This is a genomic window from Teredinibacter waterburyi (genome assembly GCF_001922985.1).
Lineage (GTDB): Bacteria > Pseudomonadota > Gammaproteobacteria > Pseudomonadales > Cellvibrionaceae > Teredinibacter > Teredinibacter waterburyi.
The window spans coordinates 40,145-62,320 of the sequence record NZ_MRUH01000125.1 but is presented as its reverse complement, the minus strand read 5'-3'; the positions used below and the strand labels follow the sequence as shown (position 1 = coordinate 62,320).

Sequence of the window (22,176 nt, the reverse complement as noted above, 5' to 3'; positions counted from 1 at the left end):
GTTTGGACTATGCTCTGCTGGATGCGACGTATTTATTTAGGGCGTGGCGCATTTATATTTATTTGCCGTGGCACGCATAGTTTTATTGGTTGTGGCACAACAGGTCGTACGTTAGAAGATTGCGAAGGCGTACGTTGTGCGGCACAAGAATTACTTTTTCACACTTTAACTTTTTAAAAACTCAACCCATTTAAATTTCAATTAGGCTAAGACGTATGATCAAGATCCGTCGAGGATTGGATTTACCTATCACCGGTTCACCCCGGCAATCCATAGAAGATGGCCCGAAGATTCGATCTGTTGCAGTGATTGGTTTCGATTACCACGGTATGAAACCCACCATGGCTGTGCAGGTTGGCGATAAGGTCAAAAAAGGTCAGCTATTGTTTACCGACAAAAAGACCGAAGGTGTGCGCTACACAGCGCCTGCCGGCGGTACTGTTGCGGCGATCAATCGCGGCCATCAGCGCGTATTGCAGTCGGTTGTTATCGATGTAGAAGGCGATGAGGCTGAAAAGTTTGCTAGCTACCCAGCGGTAGAGCTTGGCAATCTCGAGCGCGATAAAGTCGTCGACAATTTGGTGCAATCCGGATTATGGACAGCTTTGCGTACCCGTCCCTACAGTAAGGTCCCCGCGGTTAACACTGCGCCTGTGAACATTTTTGTCAGCGCGATGGACACTAATCCGTTGGCGGCTGATCCCGCTATCGTAATCGCCGAACAAGCTGAAAACTTCCAGAACGGTTTGGCTGCCTTGTCGCGTTTGACCGACGGTAAGGTTTTCGTAAGTCATGCTGAGGGCGTTAATATCGCCAGCGGCTCGCTTTCGAATGTAGTCTTCGAAACCTTCTCTGGTGTTCATCCAGCGGGCAATGTCGGCACACAAATCCATTTTCTTGCCCCCGTTAGCTTGGCTAAGGTCGCTTGGACCATTGGCTACCAAGATGTTATTGCAGTGGGTGCGCTATTCACCCAAGGTGAGCTGAACACCGATCGCGTTGTATCTCTGGCTGGCCCAGTCGTAAACGATCCACGCTTACTGCGCACTCGAGTTGGCGCCAGCTTGGATGAGCTTACTGCAGGTGCGGCAGACGGCGCGGATAACCGCGTCATTTCCGGTTCCGTGTTTGGCGGTAGAACCACATCCGGCGCAGTTGCGTATCTTGGTAGGTATCACACTCAGGTCAGTATTTTGAGCGAAGGCCGCGAGCGTCCTTTCTTGCATTACTTTGTGCCGGGTTTTAACCGCTTCTCTGCATTGCCTATCTATATCTCTAAATTGCTGGGCGGCAAAAAATTCTCGTTTACCACCTCAGCTAACGGTAGCGAGCGTGCAATGGTCCCGATAGGCGCCTACGAGAAAGTTATGCCACTAGATATTCTGCCAACGCAATTATTACGTGCGCTTATCGTTGGTGATACAGAAACAGCTCAAAAATTAGGTTGTTTGGAATTGGATGAAGAGGACTTGGCCTTGTGTACGTTTATTTGCTCTGGCAAATACGAATACGGCCCCATTCTTCGCGATAACCTCACGCGTATCGAGAAGGAGGGTTAATAGATGAAACTTCTACGTAATATGTTCGACAGCCTTGAGCCTCATTTTCATAAGGGTGGCAAGTTGGAGAGCTGGTATTCGCTTTACGAAGCTGTTGATACTGGTTTATTCCAGCCTAATGATGTCACTAAAACGACCGCGCATGTACGCGACGGCATCGATCTAAAACGTGTCATGATCACGGTGTGGATGTGTGTTTTCCCGGCAATGTTTTACGGTATGTACAACCTTGGTTGGCAAGCTAATACCGCACTTGCAACAATGGATGTCGCATCAATCGAAGGCTGGCGCGGAGCATTGATTGGCCTGCTCGCTGGTCACGATGCCGGTAGTATCTGGGATAACCTGATTTTTGGTGCAGCTTTCTTCGTACCTATCTATATGACGGTATTTATCGTTGGTGGTTTCTGGGAAGTTTTGTTTGCAATGAAGCGCGGCCACGAAATTAACGAAGGCTTTTTCGTTACTTCGATTTTGTTTGCACTTATTTGCCCCCCAGATTTACCACTATGGCAAGCGGCGCTTGGTATTAGCTTCGGTGTGGTACTCGGTAAAGAAGTATTTGGCGGAACCGGCAAAAACTTCCTCAACCCAGCCTTGGCCGGACGCGCGTTTTTGTTCTTCGCGTTCCCGTCTTATATGTCGGGTGATGCCGTTTGGACTGCTGTTGATGGCTACACCGGCGCAACGGCGCTGTCGGTTGCCGCACAGCAGGGAATGGACGTGCTTACCCAGCAAATGACTTGGATGGATGCGTTTATCGGTAAAATACCGGGTTCGATCGGCGAAACATCTACAATCGCTATTTTGATTGGCGGCCTGATTTTGGTTGGCAGCAGTATTGCCTCCTACCGAATTGTGGTCGGCGTGGTACTAGGTACTATCGTCACCACTATGGTTTATAACCACTTCGGTAATCCCGAAACCAATCCAATGTTTGCCATGCCTTTCTGGTGGCACTTTGTATTGGGCGGATACGCGTTCGGTCTATTTTTTATGGCCACCGATCCAGTCTCTGCATCCATGACAAATGCCGGAAAATGGTGGTTTGGCGCATTAATCGGTTTTATGGTGATTACGATTCGTGTCGTTAACCCCGCCTTCCCAGAAGGTATGATGTTGGCAATTTTATTCGCTAACTTGTTCGCGCCATTAATCGACCACTTTGTTGTTCAATCCAATATCAAACGGAGGTTAGCGCGTGGCTAGTAACGACTCGATTAAAAAGACTATTACGGTCGCGGTATTACTTTGTATCGTCTGTTCCGTAGTGGTATCAACAGCCGCTGTTTTGCTCAGACCTCTACAGGATGCTAACAAGCTTAAAGATTTCAACCGCAATATTTTGTTGGCGGCTGGGCTCTATGAAGATGGCATGGACATTCAGCAAGCGTTCGATAAAATCGAAACGCGCATCGTCGATTTAGAGACCGGTAAATTTACCGATGCGGTTGGCGTAAAAAGTTTCGACCAGCGTAAAGCAGCAAAAGATCCATCCTTGTCAGACGTTTTATCTACAGAAGATGATATCGCTAACATTTCTCGTCGTGAGAAATATTCCAAGGTCTACTTGGTACGCGATAACGGTCAATTACAAACCGTAATTCTGCCAATTAAGGGCTACGGTCTTTGGGGTACGCTCTATGGTTTCCTTGCGGTTGCGGCCGATGCTAATACCGTTGTTGGTTTAGGTTACTACGAGCACCAAGAAACTCCGGGACTCGGCGCTGAAGTTGATAACCCGCGCTGGAAAAGTTCGTGGATCGGCAAAAAGTTATATGCCACAGACGGTTCAGTCGGCATTGAGGTTATCAAAGGTGCTGTTGTTAAAGGTGCACCTGGCGCGGAATACAAAGTGGATGGACTTTCCGGCGCAACACTTACCAGTGTGGGCGTGGATAACATGATGAAATTTTGGTTGGGTGAAAATGGTTACGCTCAATTCCTTAATAACCTCAAAGCGGGGGAGGCTTAATTCATGAAAGCTAAAGAGCTGTTATTTAAACCAATTCTGGAAAATAACCCCATTGCTTTGCAGATTCTTGGAATCTGTTCCGCCTTGGCGGTGACCAGTAGCATGCGCGTTACCATAGTAATGTGTATCGCTCTTACCTTGGTAACGGGGTTTTCAAACTTCTTCGTTTCCTTAGTCCGTAACCACATTCCCAGTAGTATCCGTATTATCGCGCAGATGACGATTATTGCGTCTTTGGTAATTGTTGTTGACCAAGTACTAAAAGCCGTTGCTTACGATATTAGTAAGCAACTTTCGGTATTTGTGGGCTTGATCATCACCAACTGTATCGTGATGGGTCGTGCCGAAGCCTTTGCTATGAAAAACCCCCCTATGCCGAGCTTCTTTGACGGTATTGGGAATGGTTTAGGCTATAGCGCGATGCTGCTTGGGCTTGCCGTGATTCGTGAACTATTTGGTTCCGGCAGCTTGTTTGGTATCGAAATCATGCAAACTGTAAACAACGGCGGCTGGTATGTACCTAACGGCATGCTGCTACTACCGCCTAGTGCATTCTTCCTTATCGGGTTATTTATTTGGGCGCTACGCTCCTATAAGAAATCGCAAGTAGAAGCACCCGATTTCAAAATCGCTCCTAATACAGTGGCAAGGGAGGCTGTGTAATGGAAGAGTTAATTAGTTTATTTGTACGCTCCATATTTATTCAAAATATGGCGTTAGCTTTCTTTTTGGGTATGTGTACCTTTTTGGCTTTGTCCAAAAAAGTTGAAGCTGCCATTGGTTTGGGTATCGCCGTAATCGTGGTTCAAGCGGTAACCGTACCTATTAACAACCTGCTTTATACTTACGTTCTTTCTAATGGTGCACTTGCTTGGGCAGGCTTACCCGAAGTTGATTTGAGCTTTCTCGGTCTGATTAGCTATATCGGTGTTATTGCCGCATTAGTGCAGATTTTGGAAATGTTCCTCGATAAGTATGTGCCTTCGCTTTACAACGCTTTGGGTGTGTTCTTGCCGCTGATTACGGTTAACTGCGCAATCATGGGTGGTTCTCTGTTGATGGTGGAGCGCGACTACGATTTTAGCGAAAGTGTTGTTTTTGGTGTGGGTTCAGGTGTTGGCTGGGCGCTCGCAATTACAGCGCTGGCCGGTATTCGAGAAAAGATGAAGTACAGTGATGTTCCAGACGGGCTGCAAGGCTTGGGCATTACCTTTATCACCGTCGGCTTGATGTCTCTTGGGTTTATGTCTTTTGGCGGCATTGATCTTTAATCAGCGAGGAACAAATAGAACATGAACATAGAAATTATATTAGGTGTTGTCATGTTCACCGTCATCGTCTTGGTGTTGGTGGCTGTAATTCTCAGCGCCCGCGCTCAGTTGGTGAATGCTGGTGATGTGACAATCGAAATTAACGGAGAAAAAACAATCTCTGTTCCTGCCGGTGGAAAACTGCTGCAAACCTTAGCGGCGAACAATTTGTTTCTAGCCTCAGCTTGTGGTGGTGGCGGAACCTGTGCGCAGTGTAAATGTTTGGTCAGTGAAGGTGGCGGCTCTATGCTGCCAACGGAAGAGTCTCATTTCAATCGCCGAGAAGAGCGTGAAGGTTGGAGACTTAGCTGTCAGGTTCCTGTAAAGCAAGACATGAAAATCGAAATTGATGAGGAAGTGTTCGGCGTTAAGCAGTGGGAGTGTGAGGTTGTATCTAACCCCAATGTTGCCACCTTTATTAAGGAGCTAACCTTAAAGCTGCCAGAAGGTGAAAATGTCGACTTCCGTGCAGGTGGTTACGTTCAGTTAGAGTGCCCACCGCATCACGTTAAGTTTTCTGATTTTGAGATTGAAGAAGAGTACCGTGGCGACTGGGAACATTTTGGTTTTTTCAAGATGGAATCAAAAGTTGAAGAGCCAGTTATTCGCGCTTACTCCATGGCGAATTATCCTGAAGAGCGTGGCTTGGTTAAGTTTAATATTCGTATTGCTACACCGCCACCGCGCACGCAAGGGTTACCGCCTGGGCAAATGTCGTCATACGTATTTAATTTGAAGCCTGGCGACAAAATGACCGTGTACGGTCCCTTTGGAGAGTTCTTCGCCAAGGATACCGATGCAGAAATGGTATTTATTGGTGGTGGTGCGGGTATGGCGCCTATGCGTTCTCACATCTTTGACCAGTTACGACGTTTAAAGAGCGATCGCAAGATGTCGTTTTGGTATGGTGCTCGCTCACTTCGTGAACTCTTCTACAAAGAAGATTACGACATGCTTGCCGCCGAGAACGACAACTTCGAATGGCACATAGCATTGTCGGACCCTCAGCCTGAAGATAATTGGGAAGGTAAAACAGGTTTTATTCACAACGTGTTGTTGGAAAATTACCTAAAAGACCACCCAGCACCGGAAGACTGTGAGTTCTATATGTGCGGGCCGCCGATGATGAACCAAGCCGTTATTAAGATGTTGAAAGACCTCGGCGTTGAAGATGAAAACATTATGCTAGATGACTTCGGCGGTTAATAACGGAAACAGGATTGATATTAAGTGACTAGACTACTTGCAACGTCGACTTGGTTATTCGAACGTCTGCGAGCAATCCTATCCCTAAAAGCGAGGCTGGTAATACTAGTCTCGCTTTGCTTTTTTTTAGGGGCGGGTTGTGAGCGAAACACAGTACCCCAGGTTGTTCGTATCGAAGGCCGTACTATGGGTACTACCTATCATATTACGGTGGTTGCCGATGCTAAGCCGGTAATTGATCCGGCGCGGCTTAAGCGCGATGTTGATGAGCTGTTATCTGATTTTAACCAAGTGATGTCGACCTATATTCCAGACTCTGAGTTATCCCGGCTTAACAAGGCTCCGGTTAATGCAGCGGTTGTGGTATCGCCTAAACTCTTTGATATCCTTAACCTTAGCCACCAAATTAGTATTCGCACCAAGGGTTCATTTGATACCACTGTTGGACCGATTGTTAATCTCTGGGGTTTTGGCCCAGAAGAGCGTGAAGAAAAGCAGCCGAGTGCCGAACAAGTCGCAGCAGCCAGACAAAATGTTGGGTTTCGGTTTGTTGAACTTGAAATCGACACCTATGCGGTTAGAAAAAGCCGCGCTGTTTATATCGACCTTTCCGCGATTGCTAAAGGTGCTGGCGCCGATGAAATTGCCGGCCTATTGCTAAATCGTGGAATTGCCAACTACATGATCGAAGTGGGCGGGGAACTGCATGTGGCCGGTGTCAGTCCAAGAGGCAAGCCGTGGCGAATTGGGGTGGAGCAGCCAAGTTTGGCGCAGACTGGTGTAGCACAAGCGATTTCAATTGAAGCCGGTGGAATTGCGACGTCGGGTGATTACCGCAACTATTTTGAAATTGATGGTGAACGATTTTCCCACACGATCGATCCGGCAACTGCAGCGCCCATTACACACAACCTAGCATCGGTAACGGTAGTGGCAAATAACAGTGCCGAAGCGGATGCTATGGCTACAGCACTAAATGTGATGGGGCCGGTTAAAGGTTATGATTTCGCGCTTAAAGAGAACATAGCTGCATATTTTTTAGTACGAGAAGACGAGGCCTTTACGGCCAAATATACAGCTCAATTCGAGCAGTATTTATCGGGTATAGACGATTAAAGAGGTATAAATTATGACAACATTTTTGCTAGCGTTCTTGATATTAGGCTTAGTCATTATTGGCATGTCGGTCGGTGTCATCTTTGCCAACAAGCCGATTAAAGGCTCTTGCGGCGGAATGTCTGCATTGGGTATCGACAAGGCGTGTGATATTTGTGGTGGGGATACGGCGAAATGCGACGAAGAACAACAGCGTAAAGATGCAAATACCGAAAGCGCTAAAAGCAAAGCAGATTCTCTCAGCTATGATGCGAGCAAAGAGTTTTAGCTGTGACTGTGTTGGTCTCAGCTGTTTAACAGCGGCGTAATTTTTTATTTAGGAGCACGGATTCTCGATGGCTAATTTTCAGTATGATTTACTCGTAATTGGTGCAGGCCCTGCTGGAGAGTCCGCAGCTATATCAGCAAAAAAGAATAACCTTCGCGTGGCGGTGGTTGACGGTCAGGCAAGCCTTGGCGGCAACTGTGCACACAAGGGCACAATTCCATCGAAAGCGCTTCGTAATGCAGTGAAGCAAGCGATTCGCATGTCGAATCAGCCTTTTGCCAAGCGAATGATGTTGCATCAAGAGTTGAATTATCCGCAAATCCTCGCGGCGGTTAATGACATTATCCCGAAGCAGGTAGAGCTCCATTCAGAATATTTTATTCGCAATAAAATACCTATTTTCAATGGCTTCGCACACTTCGTTAATAAAAATGAAGTAGAGATCGCGGGTCCTCACGGCCTAAAAGATCGCGTTACGGCGGAAAACATCTTAGTCGCAACGGGTTCTCGTCCTTACCGGCCAAGTAATATCGACTTTAATCACCCACGTGTTTTTGATAGCGATACTATTTTGCAAATGAATACTACTCCTAGCACCATTGTGATTTTTGGCGCTGGCGTAATAGGTTGCGAGTACGCGTCGATATTTGCAGGCCTTGGTCTAAAGGTCGATTTAATTAATAGCCGCGACCGTTTGCTCTCATTCTTGGATGACGAAATTAGTGATGCGCTTAGTTATCATTTGCGTAGCAGTGGCGTCATGGTTCGGCATAGCGAAATATTTGAAAATGCAGAGTACTCCGATAAGGGCGTGACCGTTCATTTACGTTCAGGTAAGCATATTAGCGCCGATGCATTATTGTGGAGCAATGGCCGCAGCGGTAATACCGATGCTTTAAACCTTGAGGCCGTAGGTTTGGCGGCAGATTCTCGTGGGCAACTGAAAGTTGACCAGTCTTATCGTACTGAAACACCGAATATCTACGCCGCCGGAGATGTTATTGGTTGGCCGAGTTTGGCAAGCGCATCCTTCGATCAAGGGCGTTCAGTGGTTGATGCTATTTTGGGTCGCGAGGTGCGCTTTGTTGAGGACGCTCCCACCGGTATTTATACTATTCCAGAAATTAGTTCTGTCGGTAAAACCGAGTCAGAGTTAACGGCTGCTAAAGTTCCCTACGAAGTTGGCCGCGCATTTTTTAAAGATACTGCACGCGGCCAAATTAGTGGCGAAGACGAGGGGATGCTCAAGCTTCTTTTTCACAATCAAACCCGAGAAATTTTGGGGATTCATTGTTTTGGTGCCGAAGCCTCAGAAATTATTCATATCGGTCAAGCGATTATGCAGCAAGCAGAAGGCGCTAATACTATCGATTATTTTGTGAACAGCACCTTTAATTATCCGACAATGGCCGAGGCCTACCGTATAGCCGCCCTGAATGGCATCAATCGACTTATGCGAATGCGTTGAGTTACTCACCGTTTTCGTGATAGAAATTTTATAATTTCGTGATTTCTGCATGATCTCCTCGCTCTATCCTTGCTGGCGTATCAACAATAACCAGTGAGGATCGACCGATGACAAAACCCCTAGTTTCATTTATCTCTGCAGCGTTGCTAAGTGCGATAGCACTCGATAGTTTCGCCGCTACCATCTCCGTTAAAATTACTAATTTAACGCAAGCTATTTACTTCACACCTCTGCTTATTACCGCCCACGGTAGCGACACAAAACTTTTTCGCGTCGGCGAATCTGCATCACCAGAACTGCAAGCCATGGCAGAAGGTGGGGATCTATCTGGCTTAGTATCAAGCTTAGAGCCTGTCGGAGCGAGTAGCGTTATAAATCCAGCGGAAGGTCTTTTGGCTCCGGCGTCATCTGTGATGACAATGAGTATCGACACCGGCGTTAACGATTTACTTTCGATCACCGCAATGATCTTGCCCAGTAACGATGGTTTCGTCGGCGTCGACTCCTGGCCCGTTCCAGCCGAGGCCGGAACTTACACTTTGTTTTTAAATGCGTACGATGCGGGAACTGAAGCTAACAACGAATTAATTTTGGATGGCAGTGGTGCACCGGGCATGCTTGGAATTCCCGCTAACCCAGGCGCTGATAGTGGCAGTAACGGCACTGGCGTTACAACTAGCGAGGCCAATGACAGGGTGCATATTCATCGTGGCACACTCGGCGATTCTGATCTTAATGGCGGCGTTAGCGATTTAACCAGTAATATTCACCGCTGGCTAAACCCGGTTGCGAAACTTTTAGTAACGGTTGAGTAGGGGCTATTATGAAGCAGTTATTTGCAGTACCTACCATCATTATTTGCGTCGCGCTCTCTGCTTGTAGTGGCGATAAGGATGAGGGTGGCATGACGACACCTACATCTACACCGACACCTAGTCCAATCGTATCCAGTTTCGATGTTACACTCGTCAATATCACACACAACCAACCGCTATCGCCCCCGGTTGTGGTTTTTCATGAGAGTGAATTTACTCTGTGGACGATAGGTGAAAGCGCGAGCGCAGGACTTGAGCTGTTATCGGAAGCAGGGGACGCGTCACTGCTCGTGAGTGAAAACCCAATGAGCGTGAATATGGTTGGAGCCTCCGTAGTAGCGCCTAGTGATCGGGTAACGATCGCTATCGATCTTAGCGAAAATAGCTTCAGCGATGGCACCCAGATTCGTCTATCTCTAGCTTCGATGCTGGTAAATACCAACGATGCCTTTGCAGGATTAACGGGTGTTGATATCAGTCAACTGAGTGTCGGCGATAGTCTAATGTTAGTTGCACCGATATATGATGCTGGCACCGAGGCAAACAGTGAAACTGCAGCGACGATTCCTGGGCCTGCAGCCGCAGGCGAAGGCTTTAATATAGAACGAGACGATGTCAATTTCGTCGCTCGCCATTCGGGCGTTGTCAGTCTAGACGACGGCTTGAACGGTTCGATTTTAGACCAATCTCATCGCTTCGATAACTCAGCAATGCGTGTTATCGTTACTCGCACTCAATGATAAAAAGCAACGACCTGTAAACGACTATGTCTGAATTAACCAAGCCTACAAAAATATTGTTAGTTGAGGATCATGAGGACATTAGTCAGCTTGTAACCCTAAATCTCGAATCCATGAACTATGAGGTCACGGCTCATCTCGACGGAACCGCGGGGTTACAAGCAGCGCTTACTCAACCGTTCGACCTAATTATCTTGGATATTATGTTGCCGGGGATCGATGGTCTTAATATCTGCCAGAAACTTAGGGCCAATGATATATTTACGCCGATTGTTATGCTTACCGCTAAAAAATCTGAGGCCGACCGCGTAGTGGGTTTAGAGGTGGGCGCAGATGATTATCTAACCAAACCTTTTAGTGTTCGTGAGTTGCAAGCAAGGGTTAAGGCCCACTTGCGACGCGTATCCGTCTTCAATCAAGAGGGAAGTGGTGTAGCGGACGTTAACAATGACACGCTAAAATTCGACGAGCTCACCATAGAGAAACAAAAACGTAAAGTCATCATACGGGGTGAGACCTTAAAGACTACTGCAAAAGAATTTGATTTGCTGCTCTATATGGCGAGCTTTCCTGGTCAGGTGTTTAGCCGTGAGCAGTTACTGAATGCGGTGTGGGGATATCAGCACGCCGGTTACGAACACACCGTAAACTCACATATTAATCGACTTCGCTCAAAGCTCGAAATCGACCCCGCTAACCCTAGCTATGTGCTAACGGTTTGGGGGGTAGGGTATAAATTTCATGAGTAGGGTATATTTACAAAAATTGCATAGCAGACTTTCGTTAAGCCTATTTATTGTGTTTGTAATTGTCGGCTGTGCGGCTGCTGTATTATTCGTTCGATCGTCGCAAGCGTATCATCAGCAAGTCACGCAGCTAATGCATAAAGATTTAGCCGCGCATGTTGCGGGTAACTATCTCTTATTTGAAAACGGCAGTCCAAACTTGGAGTCTGCGGAACACACCTTTCACGAGCTAATGATTCTAGGCCCAAACTTTGAGTTTTATGTTCTTGGCAAAGACGGTGAGATCTTGGCTTGCTCGACCGACCCGGCCAATATAAAACGCAATAAAGTTTCTTTGGTACCGGTCAATAAATTTATCTCTGGTGCTCCTTTGGATAACCCCTTGCGGGGGGAAGATCCCCGTAGTGATATTCGCGAGAAAGTATTCTCGGCGTCGGCAATTTATAATAATGGTGTGCTCGACGGCTATTTATACGTGATACTCGGTAGCGAAATCTACGACGACATTGCGGGAATGGTTGCGCAAAGTAAAACTATGCAATGGGGGTTGCTGCTCTTTTCAGTCGGTTTAGTTTTTACCTTTATCGCAACGCTCTGGTTGACTGGATTTATTACAAGCCCGCTACGGAAGCTTACTAAGCAAGTGCAGCAAGTTCCGCTTGGTCAGCGCGCTAGCAATGCAGCAGAGTTGTTCCAGCATTGGCAGCCCAACAGCCAAAATGAAATTCATAGCCTCGGCAGTGCGTTTAAACAGCTCCTAGAAAATCTACAAGAGCAGTACGATAAAGTACTAACGGTAGATCAGCTGCGCAAAGAGTTGCTGTCCCACGTGAGTCATGATTTGCGAACGCCTTTAGCCTCGCTGCTCGGTTATCTCGAAACCTGGGAGATGCAATACGGAGAGCAAGCAGATGAGAAAAGTTCCGTCTACATAGCCACGGCAAAAAAGAGCGCGCATAAAATCTCAAATTTGGTCGAGCAGCTATTTGAGTTGGCTCACCTCGACAGTGGTGATGTGCAGGTCAATATCGAGGAATTTGCGATTGCAGAACTCGTTCAGGATGTACTTCAGAAGTTTCAAATTAGCGCAGATCAAAAATCGATAACACTAAGTGTATACCCGAAAGACAGTGGCCTTCGTGTAGTGGGCGATATAGAAAAGCTCGAACGTGTTTTTACAAACTTGATTGACAATGCGCTTCGCCACACGGAACAGGGTGGAACTATCACGGTGCGATTGGCGAAAAATGGCCATGCAGTTGCGATCGAAGTTGCTGATAACGGCATAGGCATTCCTGCAGACGATTTACCTCATGTGTTCGATCCTCACTTCAAGGCCTGTAACAGTGTGCGAGGCAACACCGCAAACGGGGGGTTAGGGCTGGCGATCACCAAGAAACTCCTAGATCTTCATCGCACCAGTATTAAAGTAAGCAGTGCTGTGAATAGCGGTACGAGCTTTTTATTTGAATTGAGCACGACATAAAACAGTACACTCCTATAATTACAGAGAAGTCTTCGATAACTTTAGACTGTGATGTACTATCGCTATACTTGGAATGTTTAACGTACAGAATAATGTATATAAAGGTGTTGGGATGAGAAAGTCGGTTGCTTTAGGTTTGATTGTTTGTGCTGTAGCTTATTCCTACTGGAATTACCGAACACTGCCTTCAGAATCAATACCTACGTCTGGCGGCGAGGTGGGTCATGCCGAAGAAATATCCTCACAGTTTGATAATCTCTACTCAAGTGTTGAAGAGGCATACGAGAAACGTTTAAGCGATGTGCAGGTGATTGGTGTTGGTCGAGTGGTTAAGTTACTGCCCGATGATAATAAAGGCAGTCGGCATCAGAAGTTTATTCTAAAATTGAGCAGTGGCATCACCGTGTTAGTTGCGCATAATATCGATTTGGCAAAACGTCTAAATCTACTCAAAGTTAATGATACTTTAGAGTTTTTTGGTGAATATGAATGGAACGACCGGGGTGGTGTTGTTCACTGGACTCACCACGATCCATCCGCACGCCATATTGACGGCTGGTTAAAACACGACGGTGTAGTTTACAAATAGACTTAGTTTTCTGGAAATCTAAATGCACGATTATAGCCAAGCAAGCCCGCAGCACGATCACGATTTTTCGGTCACCAATCGCAAAGGTGAACGCCGCACCGAATATGTCTTAGCCTTGACGTTGGTTACCATGATCGTCGAAATCGTCGCAGGTAGTATTTACGGATCTATGGCGTTACTTGCCGATGGTTGGCACATGGGTACGCATGTTGCGGCGTTTATGATTGCGATTTTTGTCTATCGCTTTGCGCGCAAGCATGCACATAACCCTGCGTTTTCGTTTGGCACGGGCAAGGTGAATGTTTTAGGTGGGTTTGCCAGTGCGGTCGCGTTGATAATGGTGTCCATCGTAATGCTGATCGAGTCTGTGCAGCGGATGTTCAGCCCGCAGGATATTCATTTTAACGAAGCCATTGTCGTGGCAATAATCGGTTTGCTGGTCAATATTTTTAGTGCTTTTCTATTAAAAGATCATCATCACCACGACCACGACCACGACCACAACCACGACCACAACCACGACCACAACCACGACCACGACCACGACCACAACCACGACCACGACCACAACCATGACCACAACCATGCTGTCGAGGGCGTCGAGCAACACCAAAAGTTACACGACCACAACTTAAAAGCCGCCTACATGCATGTGCTAGCCGATGCATTAACATCATTGCTCGCAATCGTTGCATTGTTGCTCGGTAGAATTTACGGCTGGTTTTGGCTAGACCCTATTATGGGAATAGTCGGCGCCGTCATTATCAGCCGTTGGTCCTATGGACTGCTTAAGCAGACTGCACCGGTATTACTGGACATGAGTATCGAACGAAAAAAGATTGATGCGATTACTTCATCAATAGAAAACGATTCGGATAATGAGATTGTTGATCTCCATATATGGAAGGTCGGTCCGAATCATTACGCCACAATCGTTTCCCTCCTCACGGAAAGCCCCCAACCGGCGAACCATTATCGTGCACTTTTGAGTGATTATACCGAGCTTGCGCACGTAACCATTGAAGTTAACTCGCGTAGCGGTGACTAGATTAAGCACAATTCAGTAAAGCCACACTCAACGCCGGGTAGTCCCGTCGAAAATGTAATCAGTATTTGTGATCGCCCGAAAAATGTTATTAAAATATTCGATGGCTTTGGGTTAGAAATTACCGATTTTACGGTACAGGTTATGGTCCGTTCACTTATCGACGTAAAGAGTTTTTGCCGACATTTCTATCCAAGTGGTTAAGTAACGTAATTCGCTTTGTTGCGCGTTTTACAGGCTTAGAAAAACGCAGGAGATGGATTGCAGATATAAGCCTATATGTGTTTAAGCGAACAGATTAACTACCTTGCTGAATTAAGGTGGGCAGTCTTTAAAACCCGAAGCTTTGAATAAGTGATAAAGGATAACGCTCCCCAGCCAAGTAACGGCGTAAATCTTCCAGTACCATCGGGCTGCGCAGTCGTGCTTGGTTGTTTTCAACTTCCTCGAGTGTCATCCACACCGCACGCACTATTCCTTCATCCAAAGGTTGCTCGCTATTGTAATGAACTGTTTTAGCAATAAAACTTATTCTTTGGTAAGTAATTCCATTGGCGGGTGACGGGTAGAGCGAAACACCCAACACGGCTGTAGGCTCTACCAGCCATCCAGTTTCTTCAAGTGTTTCACGTATCGCCGCTTGTTGAAGTGTTTCGCCTTCATCAAGATGGCCGGCAGGTTGATTTAACACAAGCTTCCCTGCTTTTTGCTCACTGACGATTTCTTCTTCGACCACTAGAAATGATCCATCATGCTCGACAATCGTGGCGACGGTTAGATGTGGGTACCAAATCATTTTCGGCCTCGCGGAGATCTTATTGTTTCTTTTGGCAGGTGAACGGTATCAAACACAAACTCACCAGGAAGAATGTTTGCCAGGCTCCAGTGACCGATACTGGCCCTTACTAATCGCAACGTTGGTAAACCAACTTCCGCAGTCATCCTTCGCACCTGTCTATTTCGACCTTCTGTAATGCTGATTTCAAGCCAGTGAGTTGGTATTTCTGCGCGATATCGCACGGCTGGCGACCGCTCCCAAAGGTTAGGCGTTGCAATCATTTTTACCTTCGCTGGTTTTGTTAGCCCGTCTTTAAGCATTACACCTCGCTCAAGTTTTGCAATTGCTATGGGGGAGGGTAGGCCTTCGACCTGTACCCAATATGTCTTTGCCATTTTTAATGCGGGACTGGTAATTCTATTTTGCAAAACACCGCTGTTTGTTAGTAGTAGCAGCCCTTCGGAATCATAATCAAGTCGGCCTGCAGGGTAGTAACCGGATATTTTATTTGCATCGGGAAATAGATCGGCAAGTGTTTGGCGTTGCTCTTTATCGGTAAATTGACTGAGGCAGTTGAAGGGTTTGTTTAATAAAATCAAATTAGGCATTTTAATTGCTGTGTATTTGTCGGAACGAAAGAAACAGCTGAACAATGTGCGGCTGAAAAAGGTTTTTTTAAAGCAGCGATAAGGATACGCGTTTAGCGGCGTAAAATACTACCGCCACGATACTTTCATCTCGGCTAGCCTAGCCTAATCACTGCAATCAAAATAGGGGTTGAGCAAAAAAGCGCCAACTTACCTTCGTTCGTAAAGGCTGCTATAATCCACCGCTCTTTTTTGGCTCTTCCAAAAGCAGATCGTCCTTCGCGATGCGTTCTTCCCATTTTCAAAGGTATTAGAATGTCCACAGAAATTCCAACGATTATTTATACAGAAACTGATGAAGCCCCCGCTCTGGCAACTTATTCTTTGCTGCCCATCATTCAAGCTTTCGCTAAAGCATCCAGTATTAACGTAGAAACTAAAGATATTTCGTTATCTGGACGAATCATTGCAAATTTTCCAGAATACCTCCGCGAAGATCAGCGCCAAGAAGATGCGCTCAGTGCGTTGGGCGAATTGGCCAAGACCCCCGGCGCCAACATTATTAAATTGCCCAATGTCAGTGCATCCATTCCGCAATTGAAAGCGGCGATAAAAGAGCTGCAGGCTCAAGGCTATGCGTTACCGGACTACCCAGAAGACCCGAAGAACGAAAAAGAGGCTGAAGCCAAAGCTCGCTACGACAAAATTAAAGGTAGCGCGGTAAACCCAGTATTGCGTGAGGGTAATTCTGACCGACGCGCGCCGCCTTCAGTTAAACAATATGCCCGCAAAAACCCGCATTCAATGGGGGCTTGGTCGAGTGACTCTAAGTCCCATGTCGCATCTATGAGTTCCGGTGATTTCTACGGCAGCGAGCAGTCGGTAACTATGGCGGAAGCCGGTTCAGTCAAGATTCAATTGGTGACACCAGACGGCACGAAAAAAGTGCTAAAAGATAGCCTCGCGCTAAAAGCGGGCGAAATTATCGACTCATCAATCTTGAGCGTAAGTGCGTTCAGCCGTTTTATGGCATCTGAAATTGAGGCTGCAAAACAGGAAGGTGTGCTGTTCTCTTTACACCTCAAAGCGACCATGATGAAGGTCTCCGACCCGATTATCTTCGGTCATGCCGTAAAAGTTTTCTACGCTCCGGTATTTGAAAAGCATGCCGCCTTATTTGCTGAGCTTGGTGTTGATGCGAACAATGGCCTCGGTGATGTTTACAGTAAAATCCAAAGTTTGCCTGAAGCCCAAAAAGCTGAGGTCGAAGCTGATATAGCGGCCGTTTACGCTACTCGTCCGGCTTTGGCTATGGTCAATTCCGATAAGGGTATTACCAACTTACACGTACCTAGCGATGTCATTATTGATGCTTCTATGCCGGCGATGATTCGCGGCTCTGGCCAGATGTGGGGCCCAGATGGCAAGCAAAAAGACACTAAAGCCGTAATCCCCGATCGCTGTTATGCCGGTGTATATCAGGCCACAATAGAATTCTGTAAAGAGCATGGCGCATTTGACCCTACGACCATGGGTAGCGTGCCCAACGTTGGCTTGATGGCCCAAAAAGCCGAAGAGTACGGGTCTCACGATAAAACCTTCGAGCTTGCAGAAGCTGGCACCGTGCAGGTGGTCGATGCTGCAGGGCTTGTGTTAATGCAGCACGCCGTCGAAGCTGGCGATATATTCCGCATGTGTCAGGTAAAAGATGCCCCCATTCAAGATTGGGTCAAGCTAGCCGTCACTCGGGCGCGCGCATCCTCTACGCCTGCGGTATTCTGGTTGGACTCAGACCGAGCGCATGACCGCCAATTAATTCAAAAAGTAAACCGCTATTTGCCGCAGCACGACACCTCTGGCTTGGAAATTCATATTCTGTCTCCCGTTGATGCAACCCGATTTTCACTAGAGCGCATTAAAGACGGTAAGGATACAATCTCGGTAACGGGAAATGTTCTACGCGATTACCTTACAGATTTATTCCCAATTTTAGAGCTAGGCACAAGCGCCAAAATGCTGTCCGTAGTGCCGTTAATGAATGGTGGCGGTCTTTTTGAAACGGGTGCCGGTGGCTCTGCTCCGAAGCATGTCGAGCAGTTTACCGATGAGAACCACCTTCGCTGGGATTCGCTAGGTGAATTTTTAGCCTTAGCAGCGTCCTTCGAGCATTTTAGTGTCGTAAATTCGAACCCTAAAGCTAAGGTGATGGCTGATACATTAGACCAAGCAACCGCACGATTTCTTGACGAAAATAAGTCGCCATCACGTAAAGCGGGTGAGTTAGACAATCGCGGCAGCCATTTTTATCTCGCTATGTTTTGGGCTGAGGCTTTGGCCACGCAAGAAGTGGACCTAGACTTAAAGGCACGCTTTAGTGGTGTAGCCGCCGCTATGAGCAGTAACGAAGACGCTATTTTGCACGAGCTTTTAAGTGTTCAAGGTGTTAGCGTGGAGATTGGTGGTTATTACAAACCAAATGCGGGTTTAGTCGCACAGGCGATGCGACCAAGCGGTATACTCAATACCATCGTAGAACAGCTGTAAGCTTTACTCCCTTAACCTACTCGGTAACTTGGTGTTATTTGAGTAGTCGGGAGGAAGAGTCAGGATGTTGCCGAGCATAGAAGAGCATTAACAAAAAAGCCTTTATCTTCATAAAGATAAAGGCTTTTGTTAATCTGATATATTGATGTTGATTTGGCGGTTTAGATTGTTACGACTCTTCCAGTATTGACTCTTTTTCTTCTGCACTGGTTGCTGCGGACTCAGAATCTGTAGCGAGCTTCACAATCTTGATCTGCTTGGCGTGTAACCCTTTATCACCTTTTTCAATTTCAAACGTGACAGGTTGGCCAGCTTTAAGTGTTCTATATCCATCCATGTCGATGGAAGAGTAGTGGGCGAAAAGATCTTCTCCACCTTCTTCAGGTAGAATAAAACCAAACCCTTTAGCGTTGTTAAACCATTTTACGGTTCCGGTAGGCATAACTCGGTCCCTTTATTATGTTGCTTTAATCCCAATTACCGTTACAAAAGGTAGTAACAATGCAATGGGTACTTATTGTTATACAGCAACCGTCTTCATTAGAACGGATTGCACACTTTGTAACCAACATGGGGCTAATTGTCAAGTTTTTATACACTTTTGTGTGTAAGGTGTATCGAATCATTTGGTTCGGTTAAAATTAAAATCTAGAACGTTTTGTCCGGTTGTAGTAATCCATGAGTAAATATGAAAATCTTCGGCTAACATTAAATAACAGCGGCGATGATGACGAACTCATCGACGATGGTGGTGTAGCTGTACAGGAATCAAAGCCGCAATTACGGCGACCTCCCATGTACACGGTTGTGCTTTTAAACGACGACTACACGCCAATGGAATTTGTGGTAGAAGTATTGCAGGTGTTCTTTGGAATGAACCAGGAGAAAGCAATAAACGTAATGTTAGCAGTGCATACGCAAGGCAAAGGCGTTTGTGGTGTGTTTACACGGGACGTTGCTGAAACCAAGGCATCTCAGGTAAATGAATTTGCCCGTGAAAATGAACATCCTTTGCTTTGTGAGATCGAAGTCTGTGATGACGGAAGTAGTGACTGATGTCAGAGACTATGGAGTTAACTTTATCCGTTAGTTGAAACTTTGAGTTCACTTTAGATGTATTACTCTTAGTTGAAACTGTGGTTTTAGGTGCTTGCCCATGCTAAGTAAAGAGTTAGAAACCACCCTAAACAACGCCTTTAAAGGCGCAAGGTCTAAGCGGCATGAGTTCATGACCGTTGAACACCTGTTGCTGGCTCTACTCGATAACGAGTCAGCTGCGAGTGTGCTGCGGGCCTGCGGTGCAGATTTAGGCATCCTCAAACGCGATTTGACAGAGTTTGTCGACTCCACAACCCCTTTGATACCCGAAGACGACGAAGAGCGAGAAACGCAGCCTACGCTGGGGTTTCAGCGCGTTTTACAGCGTGCCGTTTTTCACGTTCAGTCCTCTGGCAAAAATGAGGTGACTGGCGCCAATGTACTTGTCGCGATTTTTAGCGAACAAGAAAGCCAAGCCGTTTATTACCTAAAGCAACAGACTATTGCGCGCATTGACGTGGTCAATTTCATTACCCATGGTATCTCTAAAGTCACTGGGTCGGGAAACCGTATTGAAAGTAGCAGTGAGCAAACAGATGAAGAGGTGTCTGGTGGGCTTAGCGAAAGCGGCAGTCAGAACCCCCTAGACGCCTATTCAACCAACCTTAACGAACTGGCAAAGAGTGGACGCATTGACCCGCTGGTTGGGCGTGAGCTTGAAGTTGAGCGCGTTGTGCAAATACTTGCGCGTCGACGTAAAAATAACCCTTTATTAGTTGGGGAAAGTGGCGTTGGTAAAACCGCCATAGCCGAAGGGCTTGCGAAGAAAATTGTCGACAGCGAAGTTCCTGAAATCCTAGAGAAGAGTGTCGTTTATTCGCTCGATTTAGGCTCGCTACTTGCCGGAACAAAATACCGTGGCGACTTCGAGAAGCGCTTTAAAGCGCTGCTTGCCGAGCTCAAAAAACGAGAAGGTGCGATTCTTTTTATTGATGAAATTCATACCATTATCGGTGCTGGAGCAGCATCAGGTGGCGTTATGGATGCATCAAACTTGCTCAAACCATTACTTACTAGCGGTGATCTGCGGTGTATTGGTTCAACCACTTTCCAAGAATACCGTGGCATATTCGATAAGGATCGTGCGCTTTCTCGCCGTTTCCAAAAAATCGATGTAAATGAGCCCTCGGTCGAAGATACCTATAAGATATTAAAAGGTCTTAAGTCACGCTTTGAAAAACACCACAACCTTAAATATACCGATACCGCGCTTAAAACAGCCGCCGAGTTAGCGGCTAAGTACATTAGCGATCGCTATATGCCAGACAAGGCTATTGATGTTATTGACGAGGCGGGCGCTTATCAGCAGTTACAGCCTGAGTCTAAGCGTAAAAAGGTCATCGGTGTAAAAGACATCGAGCAGGTAATTGCGAAAATAGCCCGTGTACCGGCTAAAACTGTGTCGTCCTCGGATAAGGAGCTGTTAGCCAAACTCGAAGACACCTTACGTATGACCGTGTTTGGGCAAAACGAAGCGATCGACGCAATTGGGTCTGCCATTAAATTGTCCCGTGCGGGCTTAACCAATCACGAAAAGCCGATTGGCTCCTTCTTGTTTGCGGGCCCCACGGGTGTCGGTAAAACCGAGCTCTGTAAGCAGCTTGCGAAGGCCATGGGCGTAGAACTATTGCGCTTTGATATGTCCGAGTACATGGAGCGACATACGGTTTCACGCCTCATTGGCGCGCCTCCAGGCTATGTTGGTTTCGATCAGGGTGGCTTGTTAACCGAAGCTGTGACTAAACAGCCGCATTGTGTGGTTCTGCTCGACGAAATCGAAAAGGCCCATCCAGACGTGTTTAATTTGCTGCTTCAGGTAATGGATCACGGCTCCTTGACCGACAATAATGGGCGTTCAGCGGATTTCCGTAATGTAGTGCTTATTTTGACTACCAATGCCGGCGCAGAAACCATGAGTCGCTCGTCTATTGGCTTCACTAAACAGGATCACTCTACAGATGGTATGGAGGCGATTAAACGCTCTTTCTCGCCAGAGTTTAGAAACCGTTTAGATGCAATTGTGCAGTTTGGTAGCTTGACCCTCGATGTAATAAAGACCGTCGTGGATAAGTTCTTGATGGAGCTTCAGTCACAGTTGGACGATAAAAAGATCACGCTGGAAGTCACTGATGACGCGCGCGATTGGCTAGCTATCAATGGTTATGACGAGAAAATGGGCGCTCGTCCCATGTCTCGAATAATCCAAGAAAAAGTTAAAAAGCCGCTTGCGGAAATGGTGCTGTTTGGTGTGTTAGCCGACAAGGGTGGGGTTGTTAGTATTGAGGTGCGAGATGACCGTATTGTGGTTGTGCCGCGCCTAGAGGCCCCCGCCAGCAAAGCTGAAGAGTCGTGCACCTAACCGGTAGGATTGTTCTTGCCGAGCATTAATTTCAGCCCATAGAAACGCAAAAAACCCCAGCTATCTGGGGTTTTTTTTGGCTTTTATAAAAGGTTAGATCCTAGCGGGCGCGGTAAGTAATACGGCCCTTGCTCAGATCGTAAGGTGTCATTTCGACTTTAACCTTATCGCCTGTCAGAATTCGAATGTAGTTCTTACGCATCTTGCCGGAAATATGTGCCGTTACAACATGGCCATTTTCTAGCTTTACGCGAAATGTAGTGTTTGGAAGGGTGTCGATGACTTCGCCTTCAAGTTCAAAATTGTCTTCTTTTGCCATTCGGCAGCAACCTCTAAAGTGGCTCGTAAGTTGGATAAGGTTTATGACTTCGTCTTACGTCATTTTTGAAGGCGGCAATTTTGCACTAATTAAGGCGGGAAGCCAAGGCCATAGCGGGAAAACATTAGATATGAGGTTAATATCGGCGAAATCGTACTTAAACCAATG

Annotated in this window: 22 protein-coding genes; 18 read left to right on the top strand and 4 right to left on the bottom strand. The window is 46.7% G+C overall.

Translation table 11 applies throughout. The features are described from left to right. Positions 1-215: 215 nt before the first annotated feature. The 15 genes from IDZ20_RS10585 to dmeF all read left to right on the top strand — a co-directional run bounded on the left by IDZ20_RS10585 (position 216) and on the right by dmeF (position 14,326). Entirely contained in the window at positions 216-1,559 is a 1,344-nt protein-coding gene (locus IDZ20_RS10585) for a Na(+)-translocating NADH-quinone reductase subunit A (protein ID WP_188151410.1), read from the top strand. A gap of 3 nt (positions 1,560-1,562) precedes the next feature. Then, a complete protein-coding gene (locus IDZ20_RS10580) occupies positions 1,563-2,768 on the top strand; it encodes an NADH:ubiquinone reductase (Na(+)-transporting) subunit B (protein ID WP_188151409.1) in 1,206 nt (401 codons plus the stop codon). Then, positions 2,761-3,534 (top strand): Na(+)-translocating NADH-quinone reductase subunit C, encoded by a 774-nt coding sequence (locus tag IDZ20_RS10575; protein WP_188151408.1) that lies wholly within the window; start codon positions 2,761-2,763, stop codon positions 3,532-3,534. The genes IDZ20_RS10580 and IDZ20_RS10575 overlap by 8 nt, the downstream gene beginning before the upstream one ends. Before the next feature lie 3 nt (positions 3,535-3,537). Beyond that, positions 3,538-4,197, top strand: a complete 660-nt coding sequence (locus tag IDZ20_RS10570; RefSeq protein ID WP_188151407.1) for an NADH:ubiquinone reductase (Na(+)-transporting) subunit D — start codon at positions 3,538-3,540, stop codon at positions 4,195-4,197. After that, positions 4,197-4,805: an NADH:ubiquinone reductase (Na(+)-transporting) subunit E gene (gene nqrE / locus IDZ20_RS10565; protein ID WP_188151406.1), complete on the top strand. Its 609-nt coding sequence runs from the start codon at positions 4,197-4,199 to the stop codon at positions 4,803-4,805. Before IDZ20_RS10570 ends, nqrE begins: the two co-directional genes overlap by 1 nt. Positions 4,806-4,826: 21 nt before the next feature. After that, positions 4,827-6,050, top strand: coding sequence for an NADH:ubiquinone reductase (Na(+)-transporting) subunit F (gene nqrF, locus IDZ20_RS10560; protein WP_188151405.1), 1,224 nt, complete (start codon positions 4,827-4,829; stop codon positions 6,048-6,050). A gap of 186 nt (positions 6,051-6,236) precedes the next feature. Beyond that, a complete protein-coding gene (locus IDZ20_RS10555; RefSeq protein ID WP_245792253.1) occupies positions 6,237-7,166 on the top strand; it encodes an FAD:protein FMN transferase in 930 nt (309 codons plus the stop codon). A 13-nt stretch (positions 7,167-7,179) separates the two neighbouring features. After that, positions 7,180-7,434, top strand: coding sequence for a (Na+)-NQR maturation NqrM (gene nqrM / locus IDZ20_RS10550; RefSeq protein WP_188151404.1), 255 nt, complete (start codon positions 7,180-7,182; stop codon positions 7,432-7,434). 67 nt (positions 7,435-7,501) lie between these two features. Beyond that, positions 7,502-8,902 (top strand): Si-specific NAD(P)(+) transhydrogenase, encoded by a 1,401-nt coding sequence (gene sthA / locus IDZ20_RS10545; protein WP_188151403.1) that lies wholly within the window; start codon positions 7,502-7,504, stop codon positions 8,900-8,902. A gap of 107 nt (positions 8,903-9,009) precedes the next feature. After that, positions 9,010-9,717 (top strand): spondin domain-containing protein, encoded by a 708-nt coding sequence (locus tag IDZ20_RS10540; RefSeq protein WP_188151402.1) that lies wholly within the window; start codon positions 9,010-9,012, stop codon positions 9,715-9,717. Positions 9,718-9,725: 8 nt separating this feature from the next. Beyond that, positions 9,726-10,457, top strand: coding sequence for a spondin domain-containing protein (locus IDZ20_RS10535; RefSeq protein ID WP_188151401.1), 732 nt, complete (start codon positions 9,726-9,728; stop codon positions 10,455-10,457). Positions 10,458-10,483: 26 nt separating this feature from the next. Continuing rightward, positions 10,484-11,206: a response regulator transcription factor gene (locus IDZ20_RS10530; RefSeq protein ID WP_188151400.1), complete on the top strand. Its 723-nt coding sequence runs from the start codon at positions 10,484-10,486 to the stop codon at positions 11,204-11,206. Further along, positions 11,199-12,689 (top strand): sensor histidine kinase, encoded by a 1,491-nt coding sequence (locus IDZ20_RS10525; protein WP_188151399.1) that lies wholly within the window; start codon positions 11,199-11,201, stop codon positions 12,687-12,689. Before IDZ20_RS10530 ends, IDZ20_RS10525 begins: the two co-directional genes overlap by 8 nt. 112 nt (positions 12,690-12,801) lie before the next feature. Further along, a complete protein-coding gene (locus IDZ20_RS10520; RefSeq protein WP_188151398.1) occupies positions 12,802-13,278 on the top strand; it encodes a DUF3465 domain-containing protein in 477 nt (158 codons plus the stop codon). Between the two features lie 22 nt (positions 13,279-13,300). After that, positions 13,301-14,326, top strand: a complete 1,026-nt coding sequence (gene dmeF / locus IDZ20_RS10515; protein ID WP_188151397.1) for a CDF family Co(II)/Ni(II) efflux transporter DmeF — start codon at positions 13,301-13,303, stop codon at positions 14,324-14,326. A 328-nt stretch (positions 14,327-14,654) separates the two neighbouring features. Here dmeF and IDZ20_RS10510 read toward each other — a convergent pair whose 3' ends face one another. Both IDZ20_RS10510 and IDZ20_RS10505 read right to left on the bottom strand, forming a co-directional pair. Then, positions 14,655-15,119, bottom strand: a complete 465-nt coding sequence (locus IDZ20_RS10510) for an NUDIX hydrolase (RefSeq protein ID WP_188151396.1) — start codon at positions 15,117-15,119, stop codon at positions 14,655-14,657. Next, the gene (locus IDZ20_RS10505; RefSeq protein WP_188151395.1) at positions 15,116-15,709 is read right to left on the bottom strand and encodes a pseudouridine synthase; all 594 of its coding nucleotides are present in this window, start codon (positions 15,707-15,709) and stop codon (positions 15,116-15,118) included. Before IDZ20_RS10505 ends, IDZ20_RS10510 begins: the two co-directional genes overlap by 4 nt. Positions 15,710-16,003: 294 nt before the next feature. Here IDZ20_RS10505 and IDZ20_RS10500 point away from each other — a divergent pair, with 294 nt between their 5' ends. Next, positions 16,004-18,232, top strand: a complete 2,229-nt coding sequence (locus IDZ20_RS10500; protein WP_188151394.1) for an NADP-dependent isocitrate dehydrogenase — start codon at positions 16,004-16,006, stop codon at positions 18,230-18,232. A gap of 169 nt (positions 18,233-18,401) precedes the next feature. On the opposite strand, the gene cspD is transcribed toward IDZ20_RS10500, so the two are convergent. Further along, positions 18,402-18,674 (bottom strand): cold shock domain-containing protein CspD, encoded by a 273-nt coding sequence (gene cspD / locus IDZ20_RS10495; protein WP_188151393.1) that lies wholly within the window; start codon positions 18,672-18,674, stop codon positions 18,402-18,404. A gap of 236 nt (positions 18,675-18,910) precedes the next feature. Here cspD and clpS point away from each other — a divergent pair, with 236 nt between their 5' ends. Beyond that, a complete protein-coding gene (gene clpS, locus IDZ20_RS10490; RefSeq protein ID WP_188151392.1) occupies positions 18,911-19,288 on the top strand; it encodes an ATP-dependent Clp protease adapter ClpS in 378 nt (125 codons plus the stop codon). Between the two features lie 100 nt (positions 19,289-19,388). Further along, positions 19,389-21,689 carry an ATP-dependent Clp protease ATP-binding subunit ClpA gene (gene clpA, locus IDZ20_RS10485; protein ID WP_188151391.1) on the top strand — a complete coding sequence of 767 codons (2,301 nt, stop codon included), beginning with the start codon at positions 19,389-19,391 and terminating at the stop codon, positions 21,687-21,689. Positions 21,690-21,789: 100 nt separating this feature from the next. Here clpA and infA read toward each other — a convergent pair whose 3' ends face one another. Next, positions 21,790-22,008 carry a translation initiation factor IF-1 gene (infA, locus tag IDZ20_RS10480; RefSeq protein WP_011468168.1) on the bottom strand — a complete coding sequence of 73 codons (219 nt, stop codon included), beginning with the start codon at positions 22,006-22,008 and terminating at the stop codon, positions 21,790-21,792. Positions 22,009-22,176: the final 168 nt, after the last annotated feature.

Bases quoted from the DNA above. Each gene is read 5' to 3' on its own strand.
- IDZ20_RS10585 (WP_188151410.1), top strand. From the start codon at position 216: ATGATCAAGATCCGTCGAGGATTGGATTTACCTATCACCGGTTCACCC.
- IDZ20_RS10580 (WP_188151409.1), top strand. From the start codon at position 1,563: ATGAAACTTCTACGTAATATGTTCGACAGCCTTGAGCCTCATTTTCAT.
- IDZ20_RS10570 (WP_188151407.1), top strand. From the start codon at position 3,538: ATGAAAGCTAAAGAGCTGTTATTTAAACCAATTCTGGAAAATAACCCC.
- nqrE (WP_188151406.1), top strand. From the start codon at position 4,197: ATGGAAGAGTTAATTAGTTTATTTGTACGCTCCATATTTATTCAAAAT.
- nqrF (WP_188151405.1), top strand. From the start codon at position 4,827: ATGAACATAGAAATTATATTAGGTGTTGTCATGTTCACCGTCATCGTC.
- IDZ20_RS10555 (WP_245792253.1), top strand. From the start codon at position 6,237: ATGGGTACTACCTATCATATTACGGTGGTTGCCGATGCTAAGCCGGTA.
- nqrM (WP_188151404.1), top strand. From the start codon at position 7,180: ATGACAACATTTTTGCTAGCGTTCTTGATATTAGGCTTAGTCATTATT.
- sthA (WP_188151403.1), top strand. From the start codon at position 7,502: ATGGCTAATTTTCAGTATGATTTACTCGTAATTGGTGCAGGCCCTGCT.
- IDZ20_RS10540 (WP_188151402.1), top strand. From the start codon at position 9,010: ATGACAAAACCCCTAGTTTCATTTATCTCTGCAGCGTTGCTAAGTGCG.
- IDZ20_RS10535 (WP_188151401.1), top strand. From the start codon at position 9,726: ATGAAGCAGTTATTTGCAGTACCTACCATCATTATTTGCGTCGCGCTC.
- IDZ20_RS10530 (WP_188151400.1), top strand. From the start codon at position 10,484: ATGTCTGAATTAACCAAGCCTACAAAAATATTGTTAGTTGAGGATCAT.
- IDZ20_RS10525 (WP_188151399.1), top strand. From the start codon at position 11,199: ATGAGTAGGGTATATTTACAAAAATTGCATAGCAGACTTTCGTTAAGC.
- IDZ20_RS10520 (WP_188151398.1), top strand. From the start codon at position 12,802: ATGAGAAAGTCGGTTGCTTTAGGTTTGATTGTTTGTGCTGTAGCTTAT.
- dmeF (WP_188151397.1), top strand. From the start codon at position 13,301: ATGCACGATTATAGCCAAGCAAGCCCGCAGCACGATCACGATTTTTCG.
- IDZ20_RS10510 (WP_188151396.1), bottom strand. From the start codon at position 15,119: ATGATTTGGTACCCACATCTAACCGTCGCCACGATTGTCGAGCATGAT.
- IDZ20_RS10505 (WP_188151395.1), bottom strand. From the start codon at position 15,709: ATGCCTAATTTGATTTTATTAAACAAACCCTTCAACTGCCTCAGTCAA.
- IDZ20_RS10500 (WP_188151394.1), top strand. From the start codon at position 16,004: ATGTCCACAGAAATTCCAACGATTATTTATACAGAAACTGATGAAGCC.
- cspD (WP_188151393.1), bottom strand. From the start codon at position 18,674: ATGCCTACCGGAACCGTAAAATGGTTTAACAACGCTAAAGGGTTTGGT.
- clpS (WP_188151392.1), top strand. From the start codon at position 18,911: ATGAGTAAATATGAAAATCTTCGGCTAACATTAAATAACAGCGGCGAT.
- clpA (WP_188151391.1), top strand. From the start codon at position 19,389: ATGCTAAGTAAAGAGTTAGAAACCACCCTAAACAACGCCTTTAAAGGC.
- infA (WP_011468168.1), bottom strand. From the start codon at position 22,008: ATGGCAAAAGAAGACAATTTTGAACTTGAAGGCGAAGTCATCGACACC.